Origin of the sequence: Actinosynnema sp. NPDC023794 (assembly GCF_040639675.1) — a bacterium.
Taxonomy (GTDB): Bacteria; Actinomycetota; Actinomycetes; order Mycobacteriales; family Pseudonocardiaceae; genus Actinosynnema; species Actinosynnema luteola.
In genome coordinates, this window is record NZ_JBFAFR010000018.1 from 43,363 (window position 1) to 67,307 (window position 23,945).

At 73.9% G+C, this 23,945-nt stretch carries 11 protein-coding genes; 2 read left to right on the forward strand and 9 right to left on the reverse strand.

The window, feature by feature from the left end:
* Window positions 1–233: 233 nt before the first annotated feature.
* Window positions 234–1,112, reverse strand: coding sequence for a bile acid:sodium symporter family protein (locus tag AB0H12_RS29750; RefSeq protein ID WP_499627294.1), 879 nt, complete (start codon window positions 1,110–1,112; stop codon window positions 234–236).
* 152 nt (window positions 1,113–1,264) lie between these two features.
* Between AB0H12_RS29750 and AB0H12_RS29755 the strand changes: the two genes are divergently transcribed.
* Window positions 1,265–1,606: a ClpX C4-type zinc finger protein gene (locus tag AB0H12_RS29755; RefSeq protein WP_230568438.1), complete on the forward strand. Its 342-nt coding sequence runs from the start codon at window positions 1,265–1,267 to the stop codon at window positions 1,604–1,606.
* Window positions 1,603–2,817 (forward strand): MFS transporter, encoded by a 1,215-nt coding sequence (locus AB0H12_RS29760; protein WP_499627296.1) that lies wholly within the window; start codon window positions 1,603–1,605, stop codon window positions 2,815–2,817. The genes AB0H12_RS29755 and AB0H12_RS29760 overlap by 4 nt, the downstream gene beginning before the upstream one ends.
* 10 nt (window positions 2,818–2,827) lie before the next feature.
* On the opposite strand, the gene AB0H12_RS29765 is transcribed toward AB0H12_RS29760, so the two are convergent.
* Genes AB0H12_RS29765 through AB0H12_RS29800 form a run of 8 tightly spaced genes read right to left on the reverse strand, consistent with a single transcriptional unit; the run spans window position 2,828 to window position 23,805 of the window.
* Window positions 2,828–3,826, reverse strand: a complete 999-nt coding sequence (locus AB0H12_RS29765) for a class I SAM-dependent methyltransferase (protein ID WP_499627298.1) — start codon at window positions 3,824–3,826, stop codon at window positions 2,828–2,830.
* A 2-nt stretch (window positions 3,827–3,828) separates the two neighbouring features.
* Window positions 3,829–8,241 (reverse strand): non-ribosomal peptide synthetase family protein, encoded by a 4,413-nt coding sequence (locus AB0H12_RS29770; RefSeq protein ID WP_499627301.1) that lies wholly within the window; start codon window positions 8,239–8,241, stop codon window positions 3,829–3,831.
* Window positions 8,238–9,560 (reverse strand): MFS transporter, encoded by a 1,323-nt coding sequence (locus AB0H12_RS29775; protein WP_499627303.1) that lies wholly within the window; start codon window positions 9,558–9,560, stop codon window positions 8,238–8,240. The genes AB0H12_RS29770 and AB0H12_RS29775 overlap by 4 nt, the downstream gene beginning before the upstream one ends.
* The gene (locus AB0H12_RS29780) at window positions 9,557–12,781 is read right to left on the reverse strand and encodes an amino acid adenylation domain-containing protein (protein ID WP_499627305.1); all 3,225 of its coding nucleotides are present in this window, start codon (window positions 12,779–12,781) and stop codon (window positions 9,557–9,559) included. The genes AB0H12_RS29775 and AB0H12_RS29780 overlap by 4 nt, the downstream gene beginning before the upstream one ends.
* Entirely contained in the window at window positions 12,778–13,455 is a 678-nt protein-coding gene (locus AB0H12_RS29785) for a DUF6875 domain-containing protein (RefSeq protein ID WP_499627308.1), read from the reverse strand. Before AB0H12_RS29785 ends, AB0H12_RS29780 begins: the two co-directional genes overlap by 4 nt.
* Window positions 13,455–14,792, reverse strand: coding sequence for an FAD-dependent oxidoreductase (locus AB0H12_RS29790; RefSeq protein WP_499627310.1), 1,338 nt, complete (start codon window positions 14,790–14,792; stop codon window positions 13,455–13,457). The genes AB0H12_RS29785 and AB0H12_RS29790 overlap by 1 nt, the downstream gene beginning before the upstream one ends.
* Window positions 14,789–17,935: an amino acid adenylation domain-containing protein gene (locus tag AB0H12_RS29795; RefSeq protein ID WP_499627312.1), complete on the reverse strand. Its 3,147-nt coding sequence runs from the start codon at window positions 17,933–17,935 to the stop codon at window positions 14,789–14,791. The genes AB0H12_RS29790 and AB0H12_RS29795 overlap by 4 nt, the downstream gene beginning before the upstream one ends.
* A 5-nt stretch (window positions 17,936–17,940) precedes the next feature.
* Entirely contained in the window at window positions 17,941–23,805 is a 5,865-nt protein-coding gene (locus AB0H12_RS29800) for an amino acid adenylation domain-containing protein (RefSeq protein ID WP_499627313.1), read from the reverse strand.
* Window positions 23,806–23,945: the final 140 nt, after the last annotated feature.

Consider the following 23,945-nt stretch of genomic DNA (forward strand, 5'->3'; position numbering starts at 1 on the left):
TCACGCGTCTCGAACGCGGTGAAAGTGGTGCACGGCGGAGTAAACGCATGGCCCGATTCGTTCCCTTCGTGACACTTTTGAGTGAGCACGGAAGGGTGACATGCGGGTTGCCGGTCACGCACTGCTTTGTCGGGCTGGGATCGGGTTGCTGTGTGGTCTCATCCGAGCGGGCTATCGGTCACCCCGAAAAATCGGCTCAGGCCTGGTCCTTCCGGCGTACCCGCGCTCGGCGTTCAGTCCAGCACGGCGTCGCGCTCGGCCCTCGTCCGGGACAGCAGCAACCCGGCCGCGGCGGCGAGCGGGAACATCGCCACCCCGTAGACGGCGGCCGGCACCGCCAGCTGCTCGCTGTCCAGCACGGTCATCGCGACCGTGATCGCCAGCGTGCTGTTGTGCACACCGACCTCGAACGCCGACGCGATCGCCTGCCGCTTGCCGACCCGCGCCAACCGGGGGAGCAGGTAGCCCGCGGTCAGGCTGCACGCGCAGAACAGCACCGCGACCAGCCCGACGTCGGCCAGGTACCCGCCGACGTTCTCGCGCTCGGCGACGATCGTGCCCACGATCACGGCCACCAGCACCACGGCCGAGAAGATCCGCACCGGCTTGTCCGCGCGGTCGGCGAACGCCGCCGACCGGCGGCGCACCAGCATGCCCAGCACCACCGGCACCAGCACGATCGCGAAGACCTGCGCGACCTTGCCGAACTCCAGCCCCACCGCGCCCTCGGCGGCGGGCTCGAAGTGGTCGAGGGCGAGGTTCACCACCAGCGGCAGGGTGGCCACGGCGAGCACCGAGTTCACCGCCGTGAGCGTGATGTTGAGCGCGACATCGCCGCGGAACAGGTGGCTGAACAGGTTCGCCGTGGTGCCGCCGGGTGACGCGGCCAGCAGCATCATGCCGACCGCGAGCACGGGGTCGAGGTCCAACGCGACCACCAGCCCGAAGCACACCAGTGGCAGCAGGACCAGTTGGGTGGCCAGCGCGACCGCCACCGCACGGGGCTCGCGCGCGATCCGGGCGAAGTCGGCGACCGTCAGCGACAGGCCGAGCCCGAACATGACCACGGCCAGCGCGATCGGGAGGCCGACGCTCGTCAGGGCGGAATCCACGGCGATCACCTGCGTTTCTGCGTCGAACCCGGACCGGGAGGAGCGCATCCTCCCCCAGAACGGGACGAATCGGGAGGTCCGAGTCCGGTTCGATGGCATTCGGTGATCACGGCTATGGTTGTCAGGCAGGGCCTGACAACGTGGGAGGGTCGATGACGTACCCGCCGGGCTGTTCGTTCTGCGGCAAGGCCGCCGCCGACGTGCGGAAGATCATCAGCGGGCCGGGGATCTACATCTGCGACGGGTGCGTGTCGGCGTGCGTGGCGATCCTGGAAGCCGACGACGGCGCGTCCGACGTGACGGTCCCGGAGTGGTCCGTGATGTCGGACGGCGAACTGCTGGCCCACCTGCCGCGCATCGCGGCGACCGCGAGCCAGGTCGAGACCGGGCTCAAGGAACGGGTCGCCGAACTGCGCGGCCGGGGCGTCACGTGGGCGCGGATCGGCGCCGCGCTGGGGATGAGCAGGCAGTCGGCGTGGGAGCGGTTCTCGTGAGCGTGTGGCGGGTCCGGGACTTCAGGCTGGTGTGGGCGGGGCAGACGCTGTCGTCGTTCGGCAACGGGGTGTCGCAGCTGGCGTACCCGCTGCTGGTGCTGGCGATGACCGGCTCCGCCACGGCGGCAGGTGCGTTGGCCGCCGTGCGCGCGCTGCCGTACCTGGTGCTCGGCCTGCCCGCGGGCGCGCTGGTGGACCACTGGGACCGCCGGCGCACGATGGTGCTGTGCGACCTCGGCCGTGCGGTCAACATGGCGACCGTGCCGGTGGCGTTGGCGTTCTCCGCGCTGACGCCGGCGCACTTGTTCGTGACCGGGTTCGTCGGTGGCGTGCTGCACGTGTTCTTCTCTGCCGCCGAGAACGCCGTGCTGCCCAACGTGGTCGGCAAGGACCAGCTGACCGGCGCCGTGTCCGCCGTGGAGACCGCGCAGGCGGCGACGGGTGTGCTCGCCGGGCCGGTCGGCGGCGCGTTGCTGCAGCTGTGCCGCGGGCTGCCGTTCCTCGTGGACGCGGTGTCGTTCCTGGCGTCGGCGCTGTGCCTCTCCCTGGTGCGGGCCGACTTCCGGGGCGAGCCCACCCGGTCCCGCGACGGCTTGCGCGCCGAGATCGGCGAGGGCGTCCGGTGGCTGCGGGGCCACCGGACGCTGCGCTCGATCGCGTTGACCGCCGCGGGGTTGCAGGTGGCGATCTCCGGTGTCGCGCTGGTCGCGATCGTGGCGGCGCGGGACGCGTCACCGGCCGCGATCGGCGGGTTGTTCGCGGCCCTGGGTGTGGGCGGGGTCGTGGGCGCGGTGATCGCGCCGGGGCTCAAGGCGCGCATGGGGCTGTTCCGGCTGCTGCTGACGGTGGTGTGGCTGCAAGCCGTGCTCTGGGCGGCGTTGGCGTTCGCCGACGGTCTGGTCGCGGTGGGTGTCGTGCTGGCCCTGTTCACGGTGTCGATGCCGTGCTTCGGCGTGGCCGCGCTCAGCTACCAGCTGGAGGTCACGCCCGACCACCTGCTCGGCCGCGTCGGCACCGCGTTCGGCCTGCTGATCTGGGCGGCGACACCGGTGGGAGCCGCCGCCGCGGGGGTCCTGCTCGACGTCGTCACGCCGCGCACGACGTCCCTGCTGTTCGCGGGGTGGGTGGTCGTGCTCGGGCTCGTGTCGACCCGCGTCCTGAGCGTTCAACTCGGGGGTCCTGAACGCAGGACACGGGTGACGCGAACGTAGGACACGCGGGTCAGGGTTTGTGGGACACCAGGAGGGACTGGCCGGGCGAGGTGGTCAGGGGGTGGGTGACGGGGGCGCCGAGGCCCGCCTTCGCCAGCCAGGTGGTGATCTCGTCGGCGCCGTAGACCTGGCCGCCCTGGCCGTGGAACAGGTTGAGGCTGAAGACGCGGGCGAAGGCGTCGGACGCGGGGTCGGGGGAGTGCTCGTCGTGTTCCAGCAGCACGACCGCGCCGCCGGGGCGGAGGGCCGACGCGACGCGTGCCAGCAGCTCCTCGTTCGCCGCGGCCGGTCGGCCGTGCACGACGTTGAACAGCAGCACGGTGTCGTAGCCCTCGCCCAGGTCGAGCGTGTCGTAGTCACCGGCGCGCAAGGTGATCCGCCGGGACATGCCCGCGTCGGTGACCGCCGCCGCGCCCACCGCCAACGCGTCGGGCAGGTCGACGACCGTCGCGTGGAGCGAGGGGTGCGTCGAGCACAGCCGGATCGCGTGCTTGGCGTGCCCGCCGCCCACGTCCAGCAACGTCGAACCGACGGGCACGATCGACGCCACCTCCGGCGCGATGGCGTCGGCGTGCCCGGACAGCATGCCCTGGAACCGGCGCAGCACGTCCGGCCGTTCGGCGAGCCACGCGTAGAAGTCGATCGCGGGCTTGCCGGTGCGCACCGACTCCTCCAAGCCCTCCCACGACTCGAACAGCACCACCGACCAGAACTTGTCCACTTCGGAGTAACCGCCGCCCGCCAACCACTTCGTGGTCTCGGCGGTGTTGGCGTACCCGTCCGGCCCGCGGGTCAGGTACCCGAACGACACCAGCGCCTCGGCCAGCAGCCCGGCGCCGCGCGGGTCGGCGCCGATCGCGGAGGCCAGCGAACCCACCGGACGGGGGCCGTCGGCCAGCGCGTCGAACACACCGAGCCGCAGGCCCGCCGCGACGGCCCGGTAGCCCGCGGTGGCGAGCAGGTCGTGGAACGACGGTGGACCGTCGTCCGGTCCCAGGTGCAGTGGCATGGTCAGCCCCTTTCCGGCAGCACGCCCGCGGCGGCGAGGAAGTCCACGTGCCGGGCGATCATCTCCGCGTCGGCGGGCGGGAACTGGACCCCGCACGACGCCGCGGCGGCCCACGTGGTCGAGCAGTCGAACACCGGGTGCGCCCGGTGCGTGGTGGTCAGGCCGAACGCCAGCGGGCCGAACGCGCTGTCCGGGCTCTCCAGCATCAACGACCGCCAGTCCGCGTACTCCAGCAGGCGGGTCGGGTAGCCCTTCGCGGTGAGCACCTCGCCCAGGTCGGCGTAGCTGAACCCGTCGGCCCGGTAGTAGTGGAAGTCCCGGCCGTGCAGCGACGGCCGGGTCGAGATGCCCGCGATCGCGCCCGCGAGCCGGTCGACCGGCAGCATGTCGATCACGTCCGGCGTCCTCGGCACCGCGCCCGCGTGCGCGCAGGTCGCGATCTGCCTGCTCAGGTACGACTCGGTCTTCGCCGTCCCGGTGCGCACGTCGCCCACGATCGCGGCGATCCGGTGGATCGACACGGGCACGCCCCGGTCCCGCGCCAGCACGCCCATCATGTCGGCCACCCACTTGGTGGTGTGGTACCCGGTGTCCAGGCCCGTCGGGTCCTCTGGCCGGTCGGCCTCGGTGATCAGCTGCTTGTCGTAGTTCGCGCCGAGGAACACGCCGAGCGTCGACATCAGGTGCAGCGGCTTGGTCGCGTACCGGGTGGCCAGCCGCAGCACGTCCACCGTGCTGCCCACGTGCGGCGGCATCATCCACTGGTAGGTGAGGACGAAGTTCATCACCGCGCCGTTGTGGTAGATCGCGTCCATGCTCTCGGCCAGCGCGTCGAAGTCCTTCTCCGCCAGGCCGAGCAGCGGCTGGGACATGTCACCGACCACCGGCACCACCCGGGCCAACCGCTCCTCGGGCACGTCGAGGTGCGCGCGACGCAGGTTGGCGCGGACGCGCGCGAGTGCGACGGCCGGCGTCTCCGCCCGGACCAGGCAGTGCACCTCGGCGTCCGTGCGGGCCAGCAGCTCGCCCAGCAGGTGCGCGCCGAGGAACCCGGTCGCGCCGGTCAGCAGCACCCGTTCCGCGGGCCCCGTCCGCACCGGGTGCCGCACCTCGATGTCGTCCGGCGGTGTCGCGTCGACCCGCATCTCCGCCACGGACGGCAGGCCGGACTTGTAGCGCTTGGCGAACGTGTGGTCCGACGCGGCGGCCTGCTCCACCACCTCGGCCAGCTCGGCGAGGTCGGCGGTGGCGAACAGGGCGCGCAGCGGCACCGTCACGCCCAGCAGCGAGCGCACCTTGGCGAGCACGGCGGCGGCGATCAGGGAGTGCCCGCCGAGGCCGAAGAAGCTGTCCCGGCGGCCGACCAGCGGCACGTCCAGCACCTCGGACCAGACCTCCGCCAACGTCCGCTCGACCGGTGTGCGCGGCGGCTCGTACGGCGTCAGCCGGGCCGCCGGGTCGGGATCGGGCAGCGCCGCCACGTCGACCTTGCCGTGCCGGGTGAGCGGCAGCTCGTCCAGCACCACGACCGCGCCGGGCAGCATCGCGTCCGGCAGCCGGCCGGCGCAGAACGCCCGCAGCTCGTCCAACGCGGGGGCCTCCGATCGCGGCACGACGTAGGCGACGAGGGTGTCGCCGCGCACCGCCACCGCGGCCTCGGCGACCGCCGGGTGCGCGAGCAGGGCCGACCGCACCTCGCCCGGCTCGATGCGGTGACCGCGCAGCTTGACCTGGTCGTCCACCCGGCCGAGGAACTCCAGCGTGCCGTCGGGCAGCAGCCGGACCAGGTCGCCGGTGGCGTACATCCGACCACCCAGGACGGTCGGGTCGGGCAGGTACGCCGACGCCGTGCGCTCCGGGTCGTTCCGGTAGCCGCGCGCGGGTGCGAGGCCGCCGATGTGCAACTGGCCGGGCACGCCGACGGGAGCCGTGCGCAGGTCCGCGTCGAGCACGTACGCCCGCACGCCGGGCAGCGGTCGCCCGATGGGCACCGTGGCGGCACGCGGGTCGACCTCCGACGCGTCGACCGTGCGGTAGGCCGTGGCGCAGACCGTGGTCTCGGTCGGCCCGTAGTGGTTGACCAGCGCGACCTTCCCGGCGGTCAGCGCGGCCCACTCGGCGACCGTCGCGGTGGGCACCGCCTCGCCGCCGATCATCATCACGGCCAGCGGACCGGGGTCGACGTCGAGGCCGGCCAGGTCCGACACCCAGCGCTTGAACAGCGCGGCGGGGGAGTCGACGGCGGTGATGGCGTGGTCGGCGCACAGCTTGAGCAGGTCCGCACCGCCGATCGCGGCCGGTTCGGGGTGCACGACGACCGCCGCACCCGCGCACCACGCCGGGAACACGTCGCCCACCGACGCGTCGAAGCTCAACGGCGGGATCATCAGGATCCGCTGACCGGGCCCGAACCCGTGCAGGTCGATGAACGCGCCGGTCAGGTTCGCGAGCGTGTCGTGCTGCACCTGCACGCCCTTGGGCACACCGGTCGAGCCCGACGTGTAGACGATGTACGCCAACCCGTCCTCGGGCACGGTCGCGGCCGGCGGCGCGTCGGCCTCGCCGGTGAACGCGTCGTCGGTGGTGTCCAGCAACGCGCCGTGGAACTCGCCGAACCGGTCCCGGTTGGCCGGCGCGGTGATCACCACGGGCGCGCCGCAGTCGGCCAGCAGCCCGGCGAGCCGCGCGGGCGGGTGCGCCGGGTCGAGCGGCACGTACGCGCCACCGGTCTTGAGCACGGCCAGCAGCGCCACCAACGCGTCCGGCCCGGCCTTCAACGCCAGGCCGACCGGCGTCTCCGGACCGACGCCCCACCCGGCCAGCACGTGCGCCACCCGGTTGGCCCGCCGGTCGAGCTGCGCGAACGTCACCTCCGTGCCGTCGGCCAGGTCGAGCACCGCGGTGACGTCGGGGTGGGCGGCGACCTGCTCCGCGATCCGGGTCAGGACGGCGGGGTGGCGCAGCGACAGCGCCGGGTCCAGGGCGTCCTGCGGTTCGCCGTTGAGCCGGCCCGCGGCGAGTCGGTCGGCCTTGGTCGTCGTGTCCACCGAGGACAGCCGGGCGGACGGGTCGGCGACCAGCGCGGCGAGCACCGCGAGCAGGTGGTCGGCCAGCCGCGCCACGGTGTCCGGGGCGAACACGTCGGTGCTGTAGTCGAGGTTCGCGGGCCAGTCGCCGTCGGTCTCCCGCACGTGCAGCGTGAGGTCGAACCGGCTGGTCTCGCGGTCGATCGGCACCTCCGCCGCGGCCATCCCGGCCCACGAGCCGATGGCGTCGCCCCGGTTGAGCACCAGCATCACCTGGAACAGCGGGTGGTGGGCGAGGTCGCGGCGCGGCGCGACCCGGGCGGCGACCTCGTCGAAGCTCACCTCGGCGTGGTCCAGCGCGTCGATCGCGGTGGCGCGGGCGCGGCCGAGCAGGTCGGCCACGGTCGGGTCGCCGGACAGGTCCAGCCGCAGCGCGGTGGTGGTGACGAACATGCCGACCGAGCGCTCCAGCTCGGGGAACGGCCGGTGCGTGGTCGGTGAGCCGATCACCAGGTCGTCCGTGCCCGACCGGCGGGCCAGCAGCACGCCGAACGCGGCCAGCAGACCGGCGAACGTGGTGCAGCCGTGCGCGCGGGTCACCTCGGCCAGCTTCCCGGCCAGCGCGGCGGGCACGGTGAACCGGTGGCTGCCGCCCGCGGTGGTGCGGTTCGGCGTCCGCGGCCGGTCCAGCGCCAGGTCGAGCACGGCCGGCGCGCCGGACAGGCGGTCGTGCCAGTGGTCCAGCTGCCGCTGCCGCTCGCCGTCGGCGAGCCGGTCGGCCTGCCAGTGCACGTAGTCCGGGAACTGCGCCCCGACCGGCTCGGGCGTCACGCCCGCGTAGACGTCGCCGACCTCGCCCGCCACCACGCCGAGCGACAGGTCGTCGCACACGATGTGGTGCGCGCTGAACACGACCGCCGTGTCGCCCGGACCGACCCGCACCACCCGGACCCGCAGCAACGGCGCGACGGCCAGGTCGAACGGCGTGTCCACCTCGGACACGAGGAACGCCTCCAGCTCGTCCTCGCCGTCGACCGACGAGAACGCCACGTCGACGGGCACGTCGGCCGGCACCTGCTGCTCGGGCACGCCGTCGACGTCCACGATCCGGGTGCGCAACGCCTCGTGCCGTCCCATGACGGTCCGCACGGCGGCGCGCAGCCGGTCCTCGTCCACCTCGCCGGCGACCCGGAGGGCGGCGAACATGACGTACGCGCCGGCGTCCAGGCCGAGCCGCCCGGTCAGCCAGAGGCCGCGCTGGTTGCCCGACAGCGGCACGACCGCGCCGTCGGGACGGCGCGGCACCGCCTGGCGGGGCGCGGGGGCCAGGCCGCGCTCGGCGAGCAGCTTGGCCAGCAGGCGTTCGCGGTGGTCGGAGAGCTCGGTCATCCCAGGGTCCTTTCAGGTGACGGCGTCTCGTCGGCCACCGCGTCGGGCAGGTCGTCCACGGTCCGCAGTCGCGGCCGAGTCCAGGCGTAGGCCGCCAACGCGAGCATCAGCACGCCGACGACCAGGAAGATCAGGGCGATGCCGCGGCCCTCGCCGGTGCCGATGAGCGCGCCGACACCACCGGCCAGCGGGCCGTCGACCGCCATCAGCGGCTCGGCCACGCCGTCGGTCAGCGGGCCGATCATGAGGAACGCGACGGGCATCGCGGCGGTGCCGATCATCCTCACCACGGCCAGCACCCGGCCGAGCACCGCCGGGTCGACCTTGGTCTGCAACAACGTCACGCAACACGTGTTGATCAACGGCAGGGTGAACAGGAACGCGGGCGCGGCGATCCCGATCAGCCAGGGCGACGGAGCCAGCGAGTGCAGCACCAGGAACACCCCGCCCAGCGCCACCCCCGCGTAGATGCCGTGCACCCGGCGTTGCGGGCCACCCCACACGCCCATCACCAGGCCGCCCGCGAACAGCCCGCTGCCGCCCACGGCCATCAGCACGCCGAGCGTCGCGGGACCGGAGAACGACAGGATCAGCGGCTGCACCAACCCGCCCGCGATGGCGAACAGGAAGTTCCACACCGCGAACACCGCGCACAAGGCGAACAGCCCGGGCGCGCCGCGCAGCCACCTCACCCCCGCACCGATGCCCTCGCGCTCCCCGTCCGAGGCGCCGGCCGGCCGCACGGCCTCGTCGGGCAGCCGGGCCAGCAGCAGCGCGCCGACCGCGAACACCATCGAGACGAGGTCGATCAGCAGCACGCCCCGCAGCCCCACCACGCCGAGCAGCGCGCCGGCGACCAGCGGCGCGGCGATCTGCACGCCCTGCGTGATCTGCATCAGCCCGTTGATCCGGCCCAGGTGCTCCTTGGGCACCAGCGCCGGCACCAGTGCCGTGTAGGCGATGATGTGGAACGAGTTGAGCGCTGCGGTCAGCGCCGTGGCGACGTAGATCTGCCACACGGCCAACGAGCCGGTCGACACGGCCACCAGCAGCAGGGTCGTCACCACGCCCGCGCCGGAGTCCGCGACCAGCATGATCTTCCTGCGGTCGTGCCGATCGGCCACCGCGCCCGCGTACGGCGCGAGGAGGATGCCCGGCACCACCGCGCAGAACTGGATCAGCACGAACGTCGTCACCGACCCCGTGCCCAGGTACACCCACACGCCGAGCACGAACGCGGTCAGCGCGGAGCCGATCACCGACACCAGCTGACCAGCCCACACCACGGCGAACCGGCGCACACCGGCCCGCGCGCTCATCGAGACTCACCGAGCATCGACTCGACCTCCTCGGCCGACATCCCGGCCAGTTGCAGGCGCAGCTCGGCGACCGCGGCGAGCCGGGCCGGGTCGTCCAGGGCGGCGAGCGCGGCGGCGACGCCGGCGACGGTCGGCGCGGCGAACATCCGGCCGATCGGCACCGTCACCGCGAACGCGGCCTGGACCCTGGCCAGCGCTTTCGCCGCGAGCAACGAGTGGCCGCCCAACGCGAAGAAGTCGTCGTGCACGCCCAGCTCCGGCACGCCCAGCACCTCGGCCCAGATACCGGCCAGCACTTCCTCCACCGCGTCGCGCGGCGGCACCCGGTCGCCTTCGACGTCCCACACCGGCGCGGGCAGCGCCTTGCGGTCGGTCTTGCCGTTGGGCGTCAATGGGAACGCGTCCAGCACCACCGCGGTGGCGGGCAGCATGTAGTCCGGCAGCCGTTCCGCCAACGCGGCCCGCAGCCGGGCCCACAACCCGTCCCGGGGCACGTCCGCCGGCACCACGTAGGCGACGAGCCGATCGTCGGCGGCCAGCACGACCGCCTCGCGCACCTCGCCGGACGCCAGCAACGCGGCCTCGACCTCGCCGAGCTCGATCCGGAACCCGCGCACCTTCACCTGGTGGTCGGCCCGACCCAGGAACTCCAGCGTGCCGTCCGACCGGTGCCGCACCAGGTCGCCCGTCGCGTACAACCGCCGGCCGGGCTCCCGGGCGAACGGGTCCGGCACGAACCGGCTCGCGGTCAGCCCCGGCCGGTCGTGGTAGCCGCGGGCCACGCCCGCGCCGCCGATGTGCAGCTCGCCGACCACGCCCGGTGGCACGGGTTCCAGACCCGGCCCCAGCACGTACAGGCGGGTGTTGCCGATCGGCGGGCCCAGCACCACGGGCGCGGGCGAGGGCTCGACCAGGCCGGCGGACGACCAGACCGTGGTCTCGGTCGGCCCGTACGCGTTCCACAGCACCGCGTCGTCGGTCAGCAGGTCGTCGGCCAGGTCGCGCGGCAGCGCCTCTCCGCCGCAGATCCGGGTCGCCACGACGGCGGGCACGCCACCGGCCGCGTGCAGCAGCCGCCACGTCGCCGGGGTCGCTTGCAGCGTGGTGACCCCGCGTCCGACCAGCAGCTCCCGCAACGCCGCACCGTCGGCGCTCAGGTCGGCGGGCACGACCAGCACCTCCGCTCCCGCGGTCAACGGCAGCAGCAGTTCCAGCACCGAGATGTCGAACGACAGCGTGGTCACGGCGGCCAGCCGGTCGGAGTGGGTGAGGGCGAACAGCCGCTGGAACGACACCAGCAGGTTCACCACGGCCCGGTGCGGCACCTCGACGCCCTTGGGCGTGCCCGTCGAACCGGACGTGTAGATGATGTACGCCAGGTCTTCGCCGGAGGCGGGGCACGGCACGGGCGCCGGCTCGAAGCGGTCCGCGTCGGCGAGGCCCACCACCGTGCCGGCGAACGGCAGCTCGCGGTCCGCGACCAGCACGGCCGCGCCGGAGTCGGCCAGCATCGCCGCCAACCGGTCCGCGGGCCAACCCGGGTCCAGCGGCACGTACGCGGCGCCCGCCTTCCACACGCCCAGGACGGCGGCCACCAGGTCCGGGGTGCGCGGCAGGCACAGCGCCACCGCCGACCCGAGGCCGACGCCGCGTGCCCGGAGCAGAGCGGCGATCCGCTCGGCCCGGGTGTCCAGTTCCGCGTACGTCAGCCGTGAGTCCACCCCGGACACCGCGGTGCCGTGCCCCGTGACCAGGTCCAACGCGGTGCGCGCGGGCGGCAGCGGCAGGTCGGTGGCGTTGAAGCCCTCCACCACCTCCCACCGCCGCACGCCGGTCAGCCCGTCCAGCTCGCTGATCCGCCGTTCCGGGTGCTCGGCGGCGGCGGTGAGCAGCGCGATCAGCCGATCGGTGAACTCGGCGATGGTCGAGGGGGCGAACAGGTCGGTGTTGTACTCGACGCCCAGGGCGAGCGCGTCGCCCTGCGGATCGGCGGCCAGCGTGAGGTCGAACTTCGCCACCTTCGGGTCGGGCACCAGCGGCGTGACGTCCAGCCCGGTCAGCGCGATGTCCAGTGGCGGGGTGTTGGTGAAGATCAGCTGGGCCTGGTAGATCGGCGCGTGCCCGGTGCTGCGCTGCGGGCTCAGGTGCTCCACCAGCTGCTCGAACGGCAGGTCGGCGTGCGCGAGACCGTCGGCGGCGACCTGCCGGATCCGGGCCAGCAGCTCGGTGAACGTCGGGTCGCCGCCCACCTGCGCGCGCAACGCGAGCGTGTTGACGAAGAACCCGATCAGGCCATCCAGGTCCGGGTGGGAACGTCCGGCGACCGGCGTGCCGACCACCACGTCGTCCTGCCCGGCCAACCGGCCGAGCCGGGCCGCGAACGCCGCCAGCAGCACCATGAACACGGTGACGCCGTGCGCGCGGGCCAGCTCCTCCAGCGGTCCCAGCGGGACGTAGCCGTACCTCAGCGCGCCTCGGTAGGTCACCACCGGCGGTCGTGGCCGGTCGGTCGGCAGGGTCAGCAGCTCCGGCGCGCCCGCGAGGTGACGCGTCCAGAAGTCGAGGTGCCCGGCGGCGACCTCGGCCATCCGGTCGCGCTGCCACACCGCGAAGTCCGGGTACTGCAGCGTCAGCGCGGGCAGGTCGGGGTCACGGCCGTTCAGCGCCGCGTCGTACGCCTTCCCCAGCTCGTCGAGCAGCACCGACAGCGACCACGCGTCGGCGGTGATGTGGTGCAGGTTGAGCACCAGCACGTGGTCGTCGTCGGCGAACCGGCCGAGGCTCGCCACGAACAGCGGTCCCCGGTGCAGGTCGAACCCGATGCCGCCGCGGTCGTCGGCGAACCGCTGCGCCTCCGTGTCGCGGTCGCCGTCCCGGAGGTCGTGGGTGGTGAGGGTGGCGACGCCGGTGGGCGCGACCAGCTGCACCGGCTCGCCACCCGAGTCGGGGAACGTGGTGCGCAGCGACGCGTGCCGGTCGACCAGCGTGTTCAACGCCCGCCGCAACGCGTCCTGGTCGAGCGTGCCGCGCAGCCGAAGCGCGAGCGGCACGTTGTAGACGGCGCTGCCGGGGGAGAACTTGTCCAGGAACCACAGGCGTTGCTGCCCGAACGACAACGGGTACGCGGTGGGCGCGGCGGCCCGTGCCCGCAGCCGTTGCGCCACCAGCTCCCGCTTGCGCGCCGACGCCGCCGCCGCGCCGGTGTCCCGCAGATCGGTCATGACGTGCTCCCCGATCTGGTCAGCCGGTCCGCCGCCGCGCGGACGTGGTCACGCAGGTGCGTGGGCACGCGGTCGCCGAAGCGCTCCAGGTAGGCGGCCACGGTGGTGTCGTCGTCCCGCAGGAACGGGAAGTCGGTGGGCACCATGTGCCGGATCGCCAGCAGCGGCACGGGGCTGTGCAGCGGCCGGAAGACCGGGTTCCACAGCCCCGCCTTCTGCGGCGGGCCGGGGTGGAACTCGCCCAGCATCAGCCCGTCCCGGGTGTACTGCGGTTTCAGCAGTTCCTGGGCCCGGTCGACCACGCCGAACTCGGTCAGGTCCGGGAACAGCACCACGATGGTCTTGAACTGCGCGCCCGGACCCTTCTTCGGCTCCAGCTCGGCGAACCAGTCGCGGTAGTGCAGCAGCAGCGCGGCCAGCTCGTCCGGCTGCTCCGGCACACCGGTGTGCACGGACAGGTAGAACAGCCCGCGCTGCAGGGACGTGTCGGTGAACGGGCACACCGCACCCCTCCGCCCCAGGTCCGGGTGCGGTCCGCACAAGTACTCACCGGCCCACTGGAACACGGTCCGCAGCGCCGTTTCGTGCGCCGCGACCGCGTCGGGCAGCCGAGGCGCGGCGAAGTCCGCCGGCTCGACCAGGGGGTGGGCCTGGTGGGTCGGATGGATCAGCATCAACTCCACCTGCCTTTGTTCCGGGACCGGCGGGTCAGGCCCGCCAGCGCCACACCGGTCACCGCGGCCGTGACGCCGCCGAGCACGCGGTCCTGCCGCCGTGCCCGCGCCAGCGCCTCGCCGTACGGGACCGTGGTGTGCGAGATCAGGGTGTAGAGCGGCACCCACGCGTTCGGGAACATCCGGTGCAGCGCGAGGTCCACCTTCTTGCGCACGGTGAACAGCGGTGAGCGCAGCTTGTCCCGCAGCTCCACGAAGTTGCGCTTGGACAGCTCCGCCAGCACGTCGGTGTGCGGCCGGCGCGAGCCCTCGAACTCCGCCAACGCGCGCGGCAGGTCGTGCGGGTGCGCGGCCAGGCACCGGTCGAGCACCGAGCAGTCCTCGAACGCCGCGTTCATGCCCTGCCCGAAGAACGGGTACACGGCGTGCGCGGCGTCACCGATCAACACCACCCCGCGTCCCTCGTCGGTGGTGACGTGCCAGGGCGAGGTGCGCACGGTGACCAGGCTCGCGGGCGGGTGCGCCAGGAACTGCTCGACCACGTCCGGGATGAGGACGAGCGTGTCGGGGAACCGGCGGGCGAAGAACGACCGCACCCGTTCCGGTTCGGTCAGCCCGGCGAACCCGTGCTCGCCGTCGAACGGCAGGAACACGGTCGCGGTGAGCGAGCCGTCCGCGTTCGGGTGCGCCACGATCAGACCGTCGTCACCCGGCCACACGTGCAACGCCCGCAGTTCGGTGCGCGGCCTGCCGTCGTCGCCGACTCCGATCAGCAGCTCCTTGTAGCCCCATTCCAGGAACTCCTGGTGCAGGTCCACCCGCAGGCCTCGGCCGAGGTGGGTGCGCACGGCGGAGAACGCGCCGTCCGCGCCGATGACCAGGTCCGCCGTGTGCACGGTCCCGTCGTCGGTGGTGACGGCGGGCTTGGCGCGGTCGACGGCGGTCACCCGGCAGCCCCAGGAGAACCCGACGCCGAGCCGTTCGGCCTCGTCCACCAGCGCCACGTTCAGGTCGTGCCGCAGCACGGAGTGCAGGATCTGGTCCTCGGCCAGGCCGTAGGGCTGGAAGCGCAGCGTGCCGTCGGGCAGGTGCACCGCCCGGCCGCGCATGGGCACGGTCAGCGGCGCCAACCGCTCCAGCAGGCCGACTTCCCGCAACGCCACGATGCCGCGTTGGGACAGGCCGAGGTTGATCGACCGGCCTTCCTCCCGCACGCCCGGCGCCCGCGGGTCGCCCCGCCGTTCGAGCACCCGCACGTCGAACCCGCGTCGGGCCAGGTACACGGCCGCCAACGAGCCGGCCAGCCCCGCGCCGACCACCACCGCGTCGCGGTTCACGCGTCGTCCTCGTCGACCAGGGTGCCGAGCAGGCGGTCGATCTCCTCGTCGGACAGCTCGTCGAGCTGGTCCAGCAGCGGCACCGGCCCCCGTGCCACCGGACCCGTGCCGCGGCCGAGGTTCGCGCGCAGCTCGGCGATGGTCGGCGCGGCGAACAGCGTCGCCAACGGCAGGTCCACGTCCAGCGCGACCCGGACCCGGGCCAGCATCTGGGTCGCGGTCAACGAGTGGCCGCCCAGGGCGAAGAAGTTGTCGTGCACGCCGAGCGGCGCGTCCGCGGGCATGCTCAGGACCTCGCGCCAGATCAGCGCCAGCCGCCGTTCGTCCTCGTCACGCGGCTCGACCCGGTCGACGTCGTCGGTCGTCCACACCGGATCGGGCAGCGCGTCCCGGTCGATCTTGCCGGTGCCGGTGCGCGGCAGCTGCGGCAGCACGACGACCGCCGCCGGGAGCATGTAGTCGGGCAGGCTCAGGGCCAGGTGCGGGCGCACCCGCCGGCGCAACTCGTCCTCGCCGACGTCCGGGTCGGCGGGCACCGCGTACGCCACCAGCCGCACGTCGGCGGCGTGCGCGGACCACGCGACGACGACGGCCTGCGCCACGTCCGGGTGAGCGCGGAGCACGGCTTCGACCTCGCCGGGCTCGATCCGGTAGCCGCGCACCTTGAGCTGCCGGTCGGCGCGGCCGAGGAACTCCAGCTTGCCGTCGGCGTGGCGGCGGACCAGGTCGCCGGAGGCGTAGAGGCGTCCGCCGGGCGGTCCGAACGGGTCGGGCCGGAACCGGTCCGCCGTCAGGCCGGGCAGCCCGTGGTAACCGCGGGCCACGCCCGCGCCGCCGATGTGCAGCTCGCCGATCACACCCGGCGGCACCGGGCGCATCAACGGGTCCAGCACGTGCAGCGACGTGCCCTTCACCGCCGGCCCGAGCCGCACGGGGTCGGGCGCGTGCGACACCTCGCCGGCCGCCGAGTACACCGTGGTCTCGGTGGGCCCGTAACCGTCGATCAGGGTCGCGCCGTCGGTCTGGAGGTCGTCGGCCAGGTCGCGGGTCATCGCCTCGCCGCCGCTGATCCGCAGCCGCACGCGCGCGGGCACACCACCGGCCGCGACGATCATCCGCCAACTCGCCGGACCGCCCTGCACGACCGTCGCCCCCGTCTCCTCGATGCGTGCGCGCAGCAGACCTCCGTCGGCCACGTCGTCCGCCGGGATCACCACGAGCGTCGCGCCGCTGATGAGCGGGGCGAACATCTCCACCGTGGACACGTCGAACGCCGGCGTGGTGATCGACGCGAGCCGGTCGGCCGGCGTCAGCTCCATCAACTCGCCCATCGCGCGCAGCAACGCGGCCAGCCCGCCCTGGGTGCACCGCACGCCCTTCGGCTTGCCGGTGGACCCGGAGGTGTGGATGACGTAGGCCAGCGTCCCGGGGTGCTGCTCCGCCGCAGGTGGGGGCGTGTCGGGTTGGGCGTCGAGCTCGGCGGTGTCCAGGTCGACTTCGGTCCACGGCCCGGCCAACGGTCCCGTGACCGCACGCGACGCGCCGTCCGTGACGAGCACCGCGACGTCGGACCCGGCGGCCATCGCGGTCAGCCGGGCCGGTGGCCACGACGGGTCCAGCGGCAGGTAGCCCGCGCCCGCCCGCCACGCGGCGAGGACGCCGACCACCATCGGCGCGCCCCGGTCGAGGCACAGCGCCACCGGCTGGTCCGGCCGCACCCCCGCGGCCAGCAGCACGTGCGCCAGGCGGTTCGCCGCCCGGTCCAGCTCGCCGCACGTCATCGCGCCCTCGATCGCGACCGCGTCCGGGTGCTCGGCCAACGCGGCGAACACGAGGTCGGCGGCGGTTTCGGCGGGCACCTCGACGGCGGGCTCCTGCGGTGCGTCGTCACCGAGCCACAGCTCGGCGACCCGGTCGGCGGGGGAGGCGTGCACGGCGGCGGCGAACACCGAGTGCAGCGCGGCGACCGTCTCCGGCGTGAACAGCTCGGAGTCGTACTGCCAGCGGGCGAACCACCGTTCACCGGCGCGTTCGACGGTCAACGACAGGTCGAACTTCGCACCGCCGTTCGCGACCGCCTCGGGCCTGATCGTGATCGGACCGGCCGCACGCGGGGGCGGCGCCGGCTCGACCGCGAACATCACCTGCACCAGCGGCGCGTGCGCGAGCGTCCGTTGTGGCGCGGCGATGTCCACCAGCTGCTCGAACGGCAGGTCCTGGTGGGCGAGCGCGGCGACGGTCGCTTCCTCGGCCGCAGCGACCACCTGGCCGAACGTGACCTCCGGCGTGAACCTCGCCCGCAACGGCAGGGTGTTGGCCACGAAACCGACCAAGCCCTCCGTCTCCGGCCTGGTGCGCGCCGCGACCGGCGTGGCCACCAGGAAGTCCGCCTGCCCGGTCACCCGGTGCAGCACGCACTGGAACACCGCGAGCAGCCGGGCGAACGACCCGTCCGCCACGGTGAGCTCCGCCCGCAGCTCCGCGCCACGTCCGGTGGGCGTCGCCGGCCGGGCCTTGTCGGTCGGCAACGGCAGCACGGTCGGCGCGCCGTGCAGCGCCTCGCGCCAGAACTCCTCGTCGGCGGCGAACGCGCCGCCCTCGGCTTGCTCCCGTTGCCACACCGCGTAATCCGGGTACTGCACGGGCAGCTCCGGCAGGTCGTGCGGCACGCCGGCGACCTCGGCCGCGTACAGCCCGGCCAGCTCGTCGAACAGCACCGCGCACGACCAGCCGTCGGCGATCGCGTGGTGCAGCACGAGGACCAGCACGTGCTCGTCGGGCGCGACCTCCAGCAGACCGGCGCGCAGCAACGGCCCGCCGTGCAACGCGAACGGTCGGCCGACCTCCTCGCGCACCGCGGCGTCCACGTCACCCGACAGCCGCGCCAACGGCACGGTCAACGCCGCCGACACCACCTGCACCGGCACGCCGTCCTCGGCCGCGAACCGCGTCCGCAACGCCTCGTGCCTGGCGACCAGCGCGTTCAACGCCACCCGCAACGCCTCGACGTCCAGCGGGCCGTCGATGCCGACCCGCCAGCCGATGTTGTAGACCGGGCTCGCGGGCAGCAGCTGGTCGACCAACCACAACCTGCGCTGCCCCGACGAGGCCGGGAACCGGAACACCTCGTCCTCTCTCGTCACCGCGCTCACCGCGGTCCCTCCCCCCTCAGGCCGACACCTTCCGGCCAACCCCTCCGGTCGACCGCGACCACCCGGAACTCCGCCGTGTGCCGAGCGCCCGCGGCGTCGGTCAACCACAGCTGGTCCGGTCCGGGCAGCATCTCGCCCACGCCCATCGGGACGTCCGGCTTCTCGCGGTCCAGCGCGCGCACCGCGTGCGCGAACAACTCGACCGACGGCTGGCTCTCCAGATCCACGTAGAACGGCTTGTGCTCCACCGGGCTCTTCACGAACACGAACCTCGGCATGCCGTGCTCACGCCGCCAGGCCTGCGCCCGCAGGAAGCGGGTCGCCTCGTCCGGGGCGAACGCGAACGCCGACCGCGCGGCGGGCAACCGCCACCCCTCCCTGGCGACGACCAACCGGTCCAGGCTGACCCGGGGCGTGTGCCCGCCCGCGGGCAGCAGCCGGAAGTGCTGCACCAGCTGCGCCATGATCTGCTCGTTCAGCAGCTCGACCAGGTCGACGTCCACCCGACCGTCACGGCTGCGCGCCACCAGCCGCCCGCCGCGCTCGGTCACCTCGCACGCGCCGACCGGCACCGCGTCGCGCAACCCGGGCCCGCACGCGTCGTGCCCGAACACGATCTTCAGGTCGTCCGGCGAGACGAGCGCGTCGGCGAGCCGTTGCGGCGTGCCGCCTTCCTCGCGCGTGGTGGCCAGCACGACGCGCGGGCCCGCCATGTCGTGCCGCATCGCCGCGCGCAGCTGGGCCGGGTCGGGGTGCTGGGACACGAACAACGCGGACCGCATGGTGTTCACGCCGGGGTGCACCTCGCCGAGCACCCACCGGTAGTCGCCCGCCCGGATCGCGTCCTCGTCGCGCGCCGCGATCAGGACGTCCGGGCTGTGCTGGACCGCGCCGCGCCAACCCGGCCGGGGTGCGGCGAACGCCTTGAGCACGGCGTCCCGCACGTCGCTCACCCGGTAGTGGGCCTCGCGCCCGTCCGGCGCCTGCCCGAGGGCCTTGGCCCAGCGGTCCTGCAAGGTCCGGACGAGCCTGCCGATCAGCCGTTCGTCGAGGCGGAAGATCGTGTCGTTGGCCCACAGCCAGAAGTCGGCCAGCCGCACGCGGTCCGAGCCGGTGGCCGCGACCCGGTCCCGGTACACCTCGCGCAACGCCCGCCCGTACAGGGCGGAGCCCGCGGAGGTGAACCAGCGTGCGGCTTCGAGCACCAGCGACAACGGCGTCCACAGCGTTTCCACCAGCGCGGGGGAGAGGGTGACGTCGAGGTCGCGTCGGCACTCCTCGTGCACCACCGTGCGACCGGCGTAGAAGAGGCCGGGTCGACGCACGGCCGCCGTGCCGGTGATGGCGGTGAACGTCTCGTGCAACTCGCCGATGGCGTGCACCAGCCGGTCCGGGTCGCCGACGGCTGCGGCGACCGCGTCCCGTCCCCGTTCGATCCGGTGGAGCGCCTGCTCCGCCCCGGCGCGGACGTCCGGGTCGCCGATGGCCGCGATCTGCTCGCGCAGGGCCGTTTCCGGCACCAACGCCTCCGGCGGCACCTCCAGCGTCCAGGCGATCCGCTTGGCCTGCCGCAGCCGTTCGAGCGTGGCGAGCACGTCGCCGACCGGCCGGTCGAGGTCGTGCGCGATCTCGGGCGCGCGGCGCAGGCCGTCGCAGGCGGCGAGCACGGCCGCGTCCGCCGCGGGCAGTCGCACCGGGTCGGTCATCGGGACGCGCATGGTGTCGCCCACCACGTCCACGAAGGGCATCCGCCTCGGCACCGCCCACGGCCGCACGGCGTCCGTGGTCAACGCCTCTGCCAGCTGCTGGACGGCCCAGTTCTCCAGGCAGGTGGTGCGCGAGTCGACCAGCTCGGGCCCGGGTCTCGCGGTGATCGCGGCCGGCGCGTCGTCCTCGACCCTGGCCCACCCGACCGGCCCGAAGAACCCGATCGTGTCGTTCTTGGCGCAGTAGCGCTGCAGGTAGCTGACGACCGTGTGCTCCCAGCGCCGGTAGTCGACGTTGCGGGACGCGGAGCGACCGCCGGACAACGCCTTGTGCAACGCGTCCACGGCGGTCTGGAGGGCGCGCGGGTTCTGCCACGCCACCGCTTCGCGGAACTTGGCGTCCCCGCTGACGACCCGGAGCACCTCGGCGGCTGCCTCGCGGCCGGCCTCGAACCGGGTCGCGTACTCGACGAGCAGCGCTTCGTGCCGGGTCGCGGCTTCCGCGGCCGTCGCCAACGCCGCGTCGGCCTCGTCGTTGTCGGCGGCCGTCGACCCTCCCGCGTCCTCGCGCGGTTCCGGGCCGACGACCAGCACCGCGGCCGGTCCGCCGTCGGCTTCGGGCGCGGTTCTCGCGGATCCCGTCACCACCGCCACGGGCGCTTCCCCGATCGGCAGCGTGACGGCCACGGGCGTCGGCGCCGCGGCCAGCGCCGCGCGGGCCTCGGCGAACCGTCCCTTGCGCACCAGCCGACCGATCCGGCGCAACGCGGACCGCCGCTCACCGTGCGCCCGGTCCTCCACCTCCCGCAGCACCCGGAACGCCGTCCACCGCGCCTCGCCCACCGCGTCCTCGGCCGCCAGCACGGCCCCCGCCGCGCGCGCCGCGTCCGGGCTCGCCACGGCCAGCAGCGGCTCGACGCCGAAACCCGTGCCGCGCAGCTCGACCCACCGCCACGCCGCCCAGTCACCACCGCTGGGCAACACCAGGTGGTCCGCGACCTGCCGGGCCGACGTGCGCGGCGCGGGCACCAGGTAAGCCGACCTGTCCCGCCGGGTGATCGGCGCGCCACAGGCCGACGAACCCGCCGCCGCCTCCAGCACCGCCGCGCACGCCGCCAGCGTCCGGGCCCGGTGCAGCTCGGCGACCGGCACCTCGACCCCGAACTCCTCGCGAACCCGGAACGCCAACCGCACCGCGAGCAGCGAGTTGCCGCCCACCGCGAAGAAGTCGTCCTCGGCGAACACCTCGGGCGCGCCGAGCAGGTTCTCCCACAGCGTCGCCAACCGCCGTTGCGTGGCGGTCGACGGCAAGGTCCGGTCCGTGCCCCGCGCGCCCGGGGCACGGACCGACCGCAGCGCCGCCCGGTCCACCTTGCCGCTGCGGTTCAGCGGCAGCTCCGGCAGCGGCACGTACCGCGCCGGGCAGAGGTAGGCGGGCAGCCGTTCCGCGACGTGCGCGCGCACGTCCTCGATCTCCGACGACCCGGTCGGCACGACGAACGCCACCAGGTGCCGCGCGTCGTCGTCGCCGATCGGCAGCACGGCCGCCGCGGCGACCGCCGGGTGTTCCCGCAACACGGCCTCGACCTCGGCCGGTTCCACCAGGAACCCGCGCACCTTGACCTGCCGGTCCGCGCGACCCAGGAACTCCAGCACGCCGTCCGGCCGCCACCGCGCCAGGTCGCCGGTCCGGTAGAGCCGGCCGCCGGGCACGCCGCCGAACGGGTTCGGCAGGAACTTCGAGGCGGTCAACCCCGGCGCGCCCCAGTACCCGCGCGCCAGCCCGTCGCCGCCGGTGTACAGCTCACCGGGCACGCCCACCGGCACGGGTCGCATCGACTCGTCCAGGACGTAGACGGTGGTCCGCTGGATCGGCGTGCCGATCGGCACGGTCGCGCCGAGGTCGTCGGCCGACCGCACGACGTGGCACGCGGTGAACGTGGTGTTCTCCGTCGGCCCGTACCCGTTGACCACCGGCTTCCCGCCGCGTGCCGCCAACGCCGCGCGCACCGCGTCCGGTGCGACCACGTCACCACCGGCCAGCAACTGCTCCACGTCGGCCACCAGCGACGGGTCGAGCTGGTGGAACAGCCCGGCGGTCAGCCACAGCACGCTCACCCGGTGCACGCGCAGCAGCTCGGCCAGCACCGCGGGGTCGGGCGGACCGGACGGCGCGGGCACCACCCGGCCGCCGGTCAGCAGCGCGCCCCACACCTCCAGCGTCGTCAGGTCGAACGCGGTCGCGGACAGGTGCAGGAACGTCTGCCCCGGCCCGAACCGCGCGAACGTCGGCCGCGTGACCAGCCGGACCACACCCCGGTGCGGCACGGCGACGCCCTTCGGCTTGCCGGTCGACCCGGACGTGTAGTTGACGTAAGCCACACTTGATGGATGCGCCCGGACCGCCGGAGATACCGGCGACTGCTCTGAAAGGTCCAATCCCGGCAACACGACCGACGCCACGCCGTCCGGCAGGGCACGCGGCCGATCGGACACCACCAAGGGTGTGCCGGACTCGCGCAGCGCCACCGCGTCCCGGGCCGCCGGGTTCGCCGGGTCCAGCGGCAGGTAGGCCGCACCGGTCTTCAGCACGGCCACCATCGCGGTCACGAAGTCCGCGCCACGCGGCAGCGACAGGGCCACCGGGCAGTCCACCCGGGCGCCCCGCGCCAGCAGCACGTGCGCCAACCGGTTCGACCGCTCGTCCAGCTCCGCGTAGCTCAGCCACCGCTCGCCGTCGAACACCGCGTCCCCGTCGGGTCTCAGTCGCACCTGCTCGGCGAACAGGTCGGGCACGGTCGCGTCCGCCGGGTAGTCGATCGCGGTGTCGTTCCACGCGGTCAGCACCCGCGCCCGGTCACGCGGCTCGTCCAGGTGTCGCACGGGCCGGTCCGGCGCTTCGGCCATGCCTGCCAGCAGGTCCCGGACCTGCGTCAACACCGCGTCCGGCGCCCAACCCGGGAACCGGCCGGTGTCGTGGATGAGCTGGAAGCTCAGGCGCGGCTCGGCGAAGGCGTACAAGGTCATGGCGTATCCGGGGGTGCGCAGGATGCGGACCCGCCTGCCCGGCGGCGCGGACGGCCGGGCGGCCAGCACCGTGCCGAGTTCGCGGTGCTCGAACAGCACGAGGCTGCGCATCAGCGACACGTCGTGCCCGGCCGCGCCCTGGATCACCGGCAGCGGGCACAACTGGTGGTCGCGCGCCCGCACGGACCGTTCCCGCACGGATCGCAGCCAGTCGGCCACCGACGCGTCCCGGTCGACCGGCAGCCGCAGCGGCACGGTCGCCAGCAGCAGGCCGAGCATCTCCTGCGCGCCTTCGACGGTGCCGTGACGTGCCGCCCGGGTCACCCCGAACACGGCCTCGTCGGCATGCGCGTGGGCGGTCAGCACCAGGCCCCACGCGGCCAGCACCACGGTGTTCACCGTGACGCCCGCCCGTTCGGCCAACGCCCGCACGGCCTCGGTCTCGGCGTCGGACAGGTCCAGCGCGGCCGTGGCCATGACGGGTGTGCCGGGCCCCGCGTGCTCCAGCGGCAGGGGAGCGGGCTCGGCCGACCCCGCCAGCTCCGAGGCCCAGAACCGCTCGTCGGCCAGCCGTTCCGGGTGCTCGGGCGCGATCCGGGCGTCGTGCCAGCGGGCGTAGTCGGCGAAGTCGGGGCGTGGCGCGAACTCCAGGGCGCCGCCGGCGAGCCTGGCCGCGTAATCGTCGTCGATCTCGCCCAGCAGCATCGCGAGCGACCGGCCGTCGAGGATCGCGTGGTGGAACGTCGCCACCACCACGTCGCCGGGCAGCGCCACGACCCGCAGCGGCGGCGCGGCCACCGGGTCCACCCCGGCCCGCCGGTCGGCGGCCAGGAACGCGTCCAGGTCCGTCACCGAGCCGTCGACCAGCACCGGGACGTCGTCGGCGGGCCCCGGCCACTGGTCCATGCCGCCGTCCGCCCGCCAGGTGAACCGGGTGCGCAACACCGGGTGCCGTGCGACGGCGGCGCGCCACGCCGCGAGGTACGCGGCGGTGTCCAGGCCGTGCGGCCAGTGCTGCACGCACTGGATGACGTCGGTTCCGGCCGACGGGTCGCGCAACCCGGCCGCGATCATTCCGCTCTGCAACGGCAGAGCGGGCGCGAGTCGCGGCGCAGAATCCGTGTGCACAAAGCCTCCCCGACGAATGTGTTTCGGGCGCGCACGACCGAACCGGCCGCCGGGAAATTCCCGGAGACCGATTCCGGACAGCGTGGGACACCCTTTAGTGCGGGCGTGTGGTAATGCGCGAGGTGCGGTCGGGCGGAGCG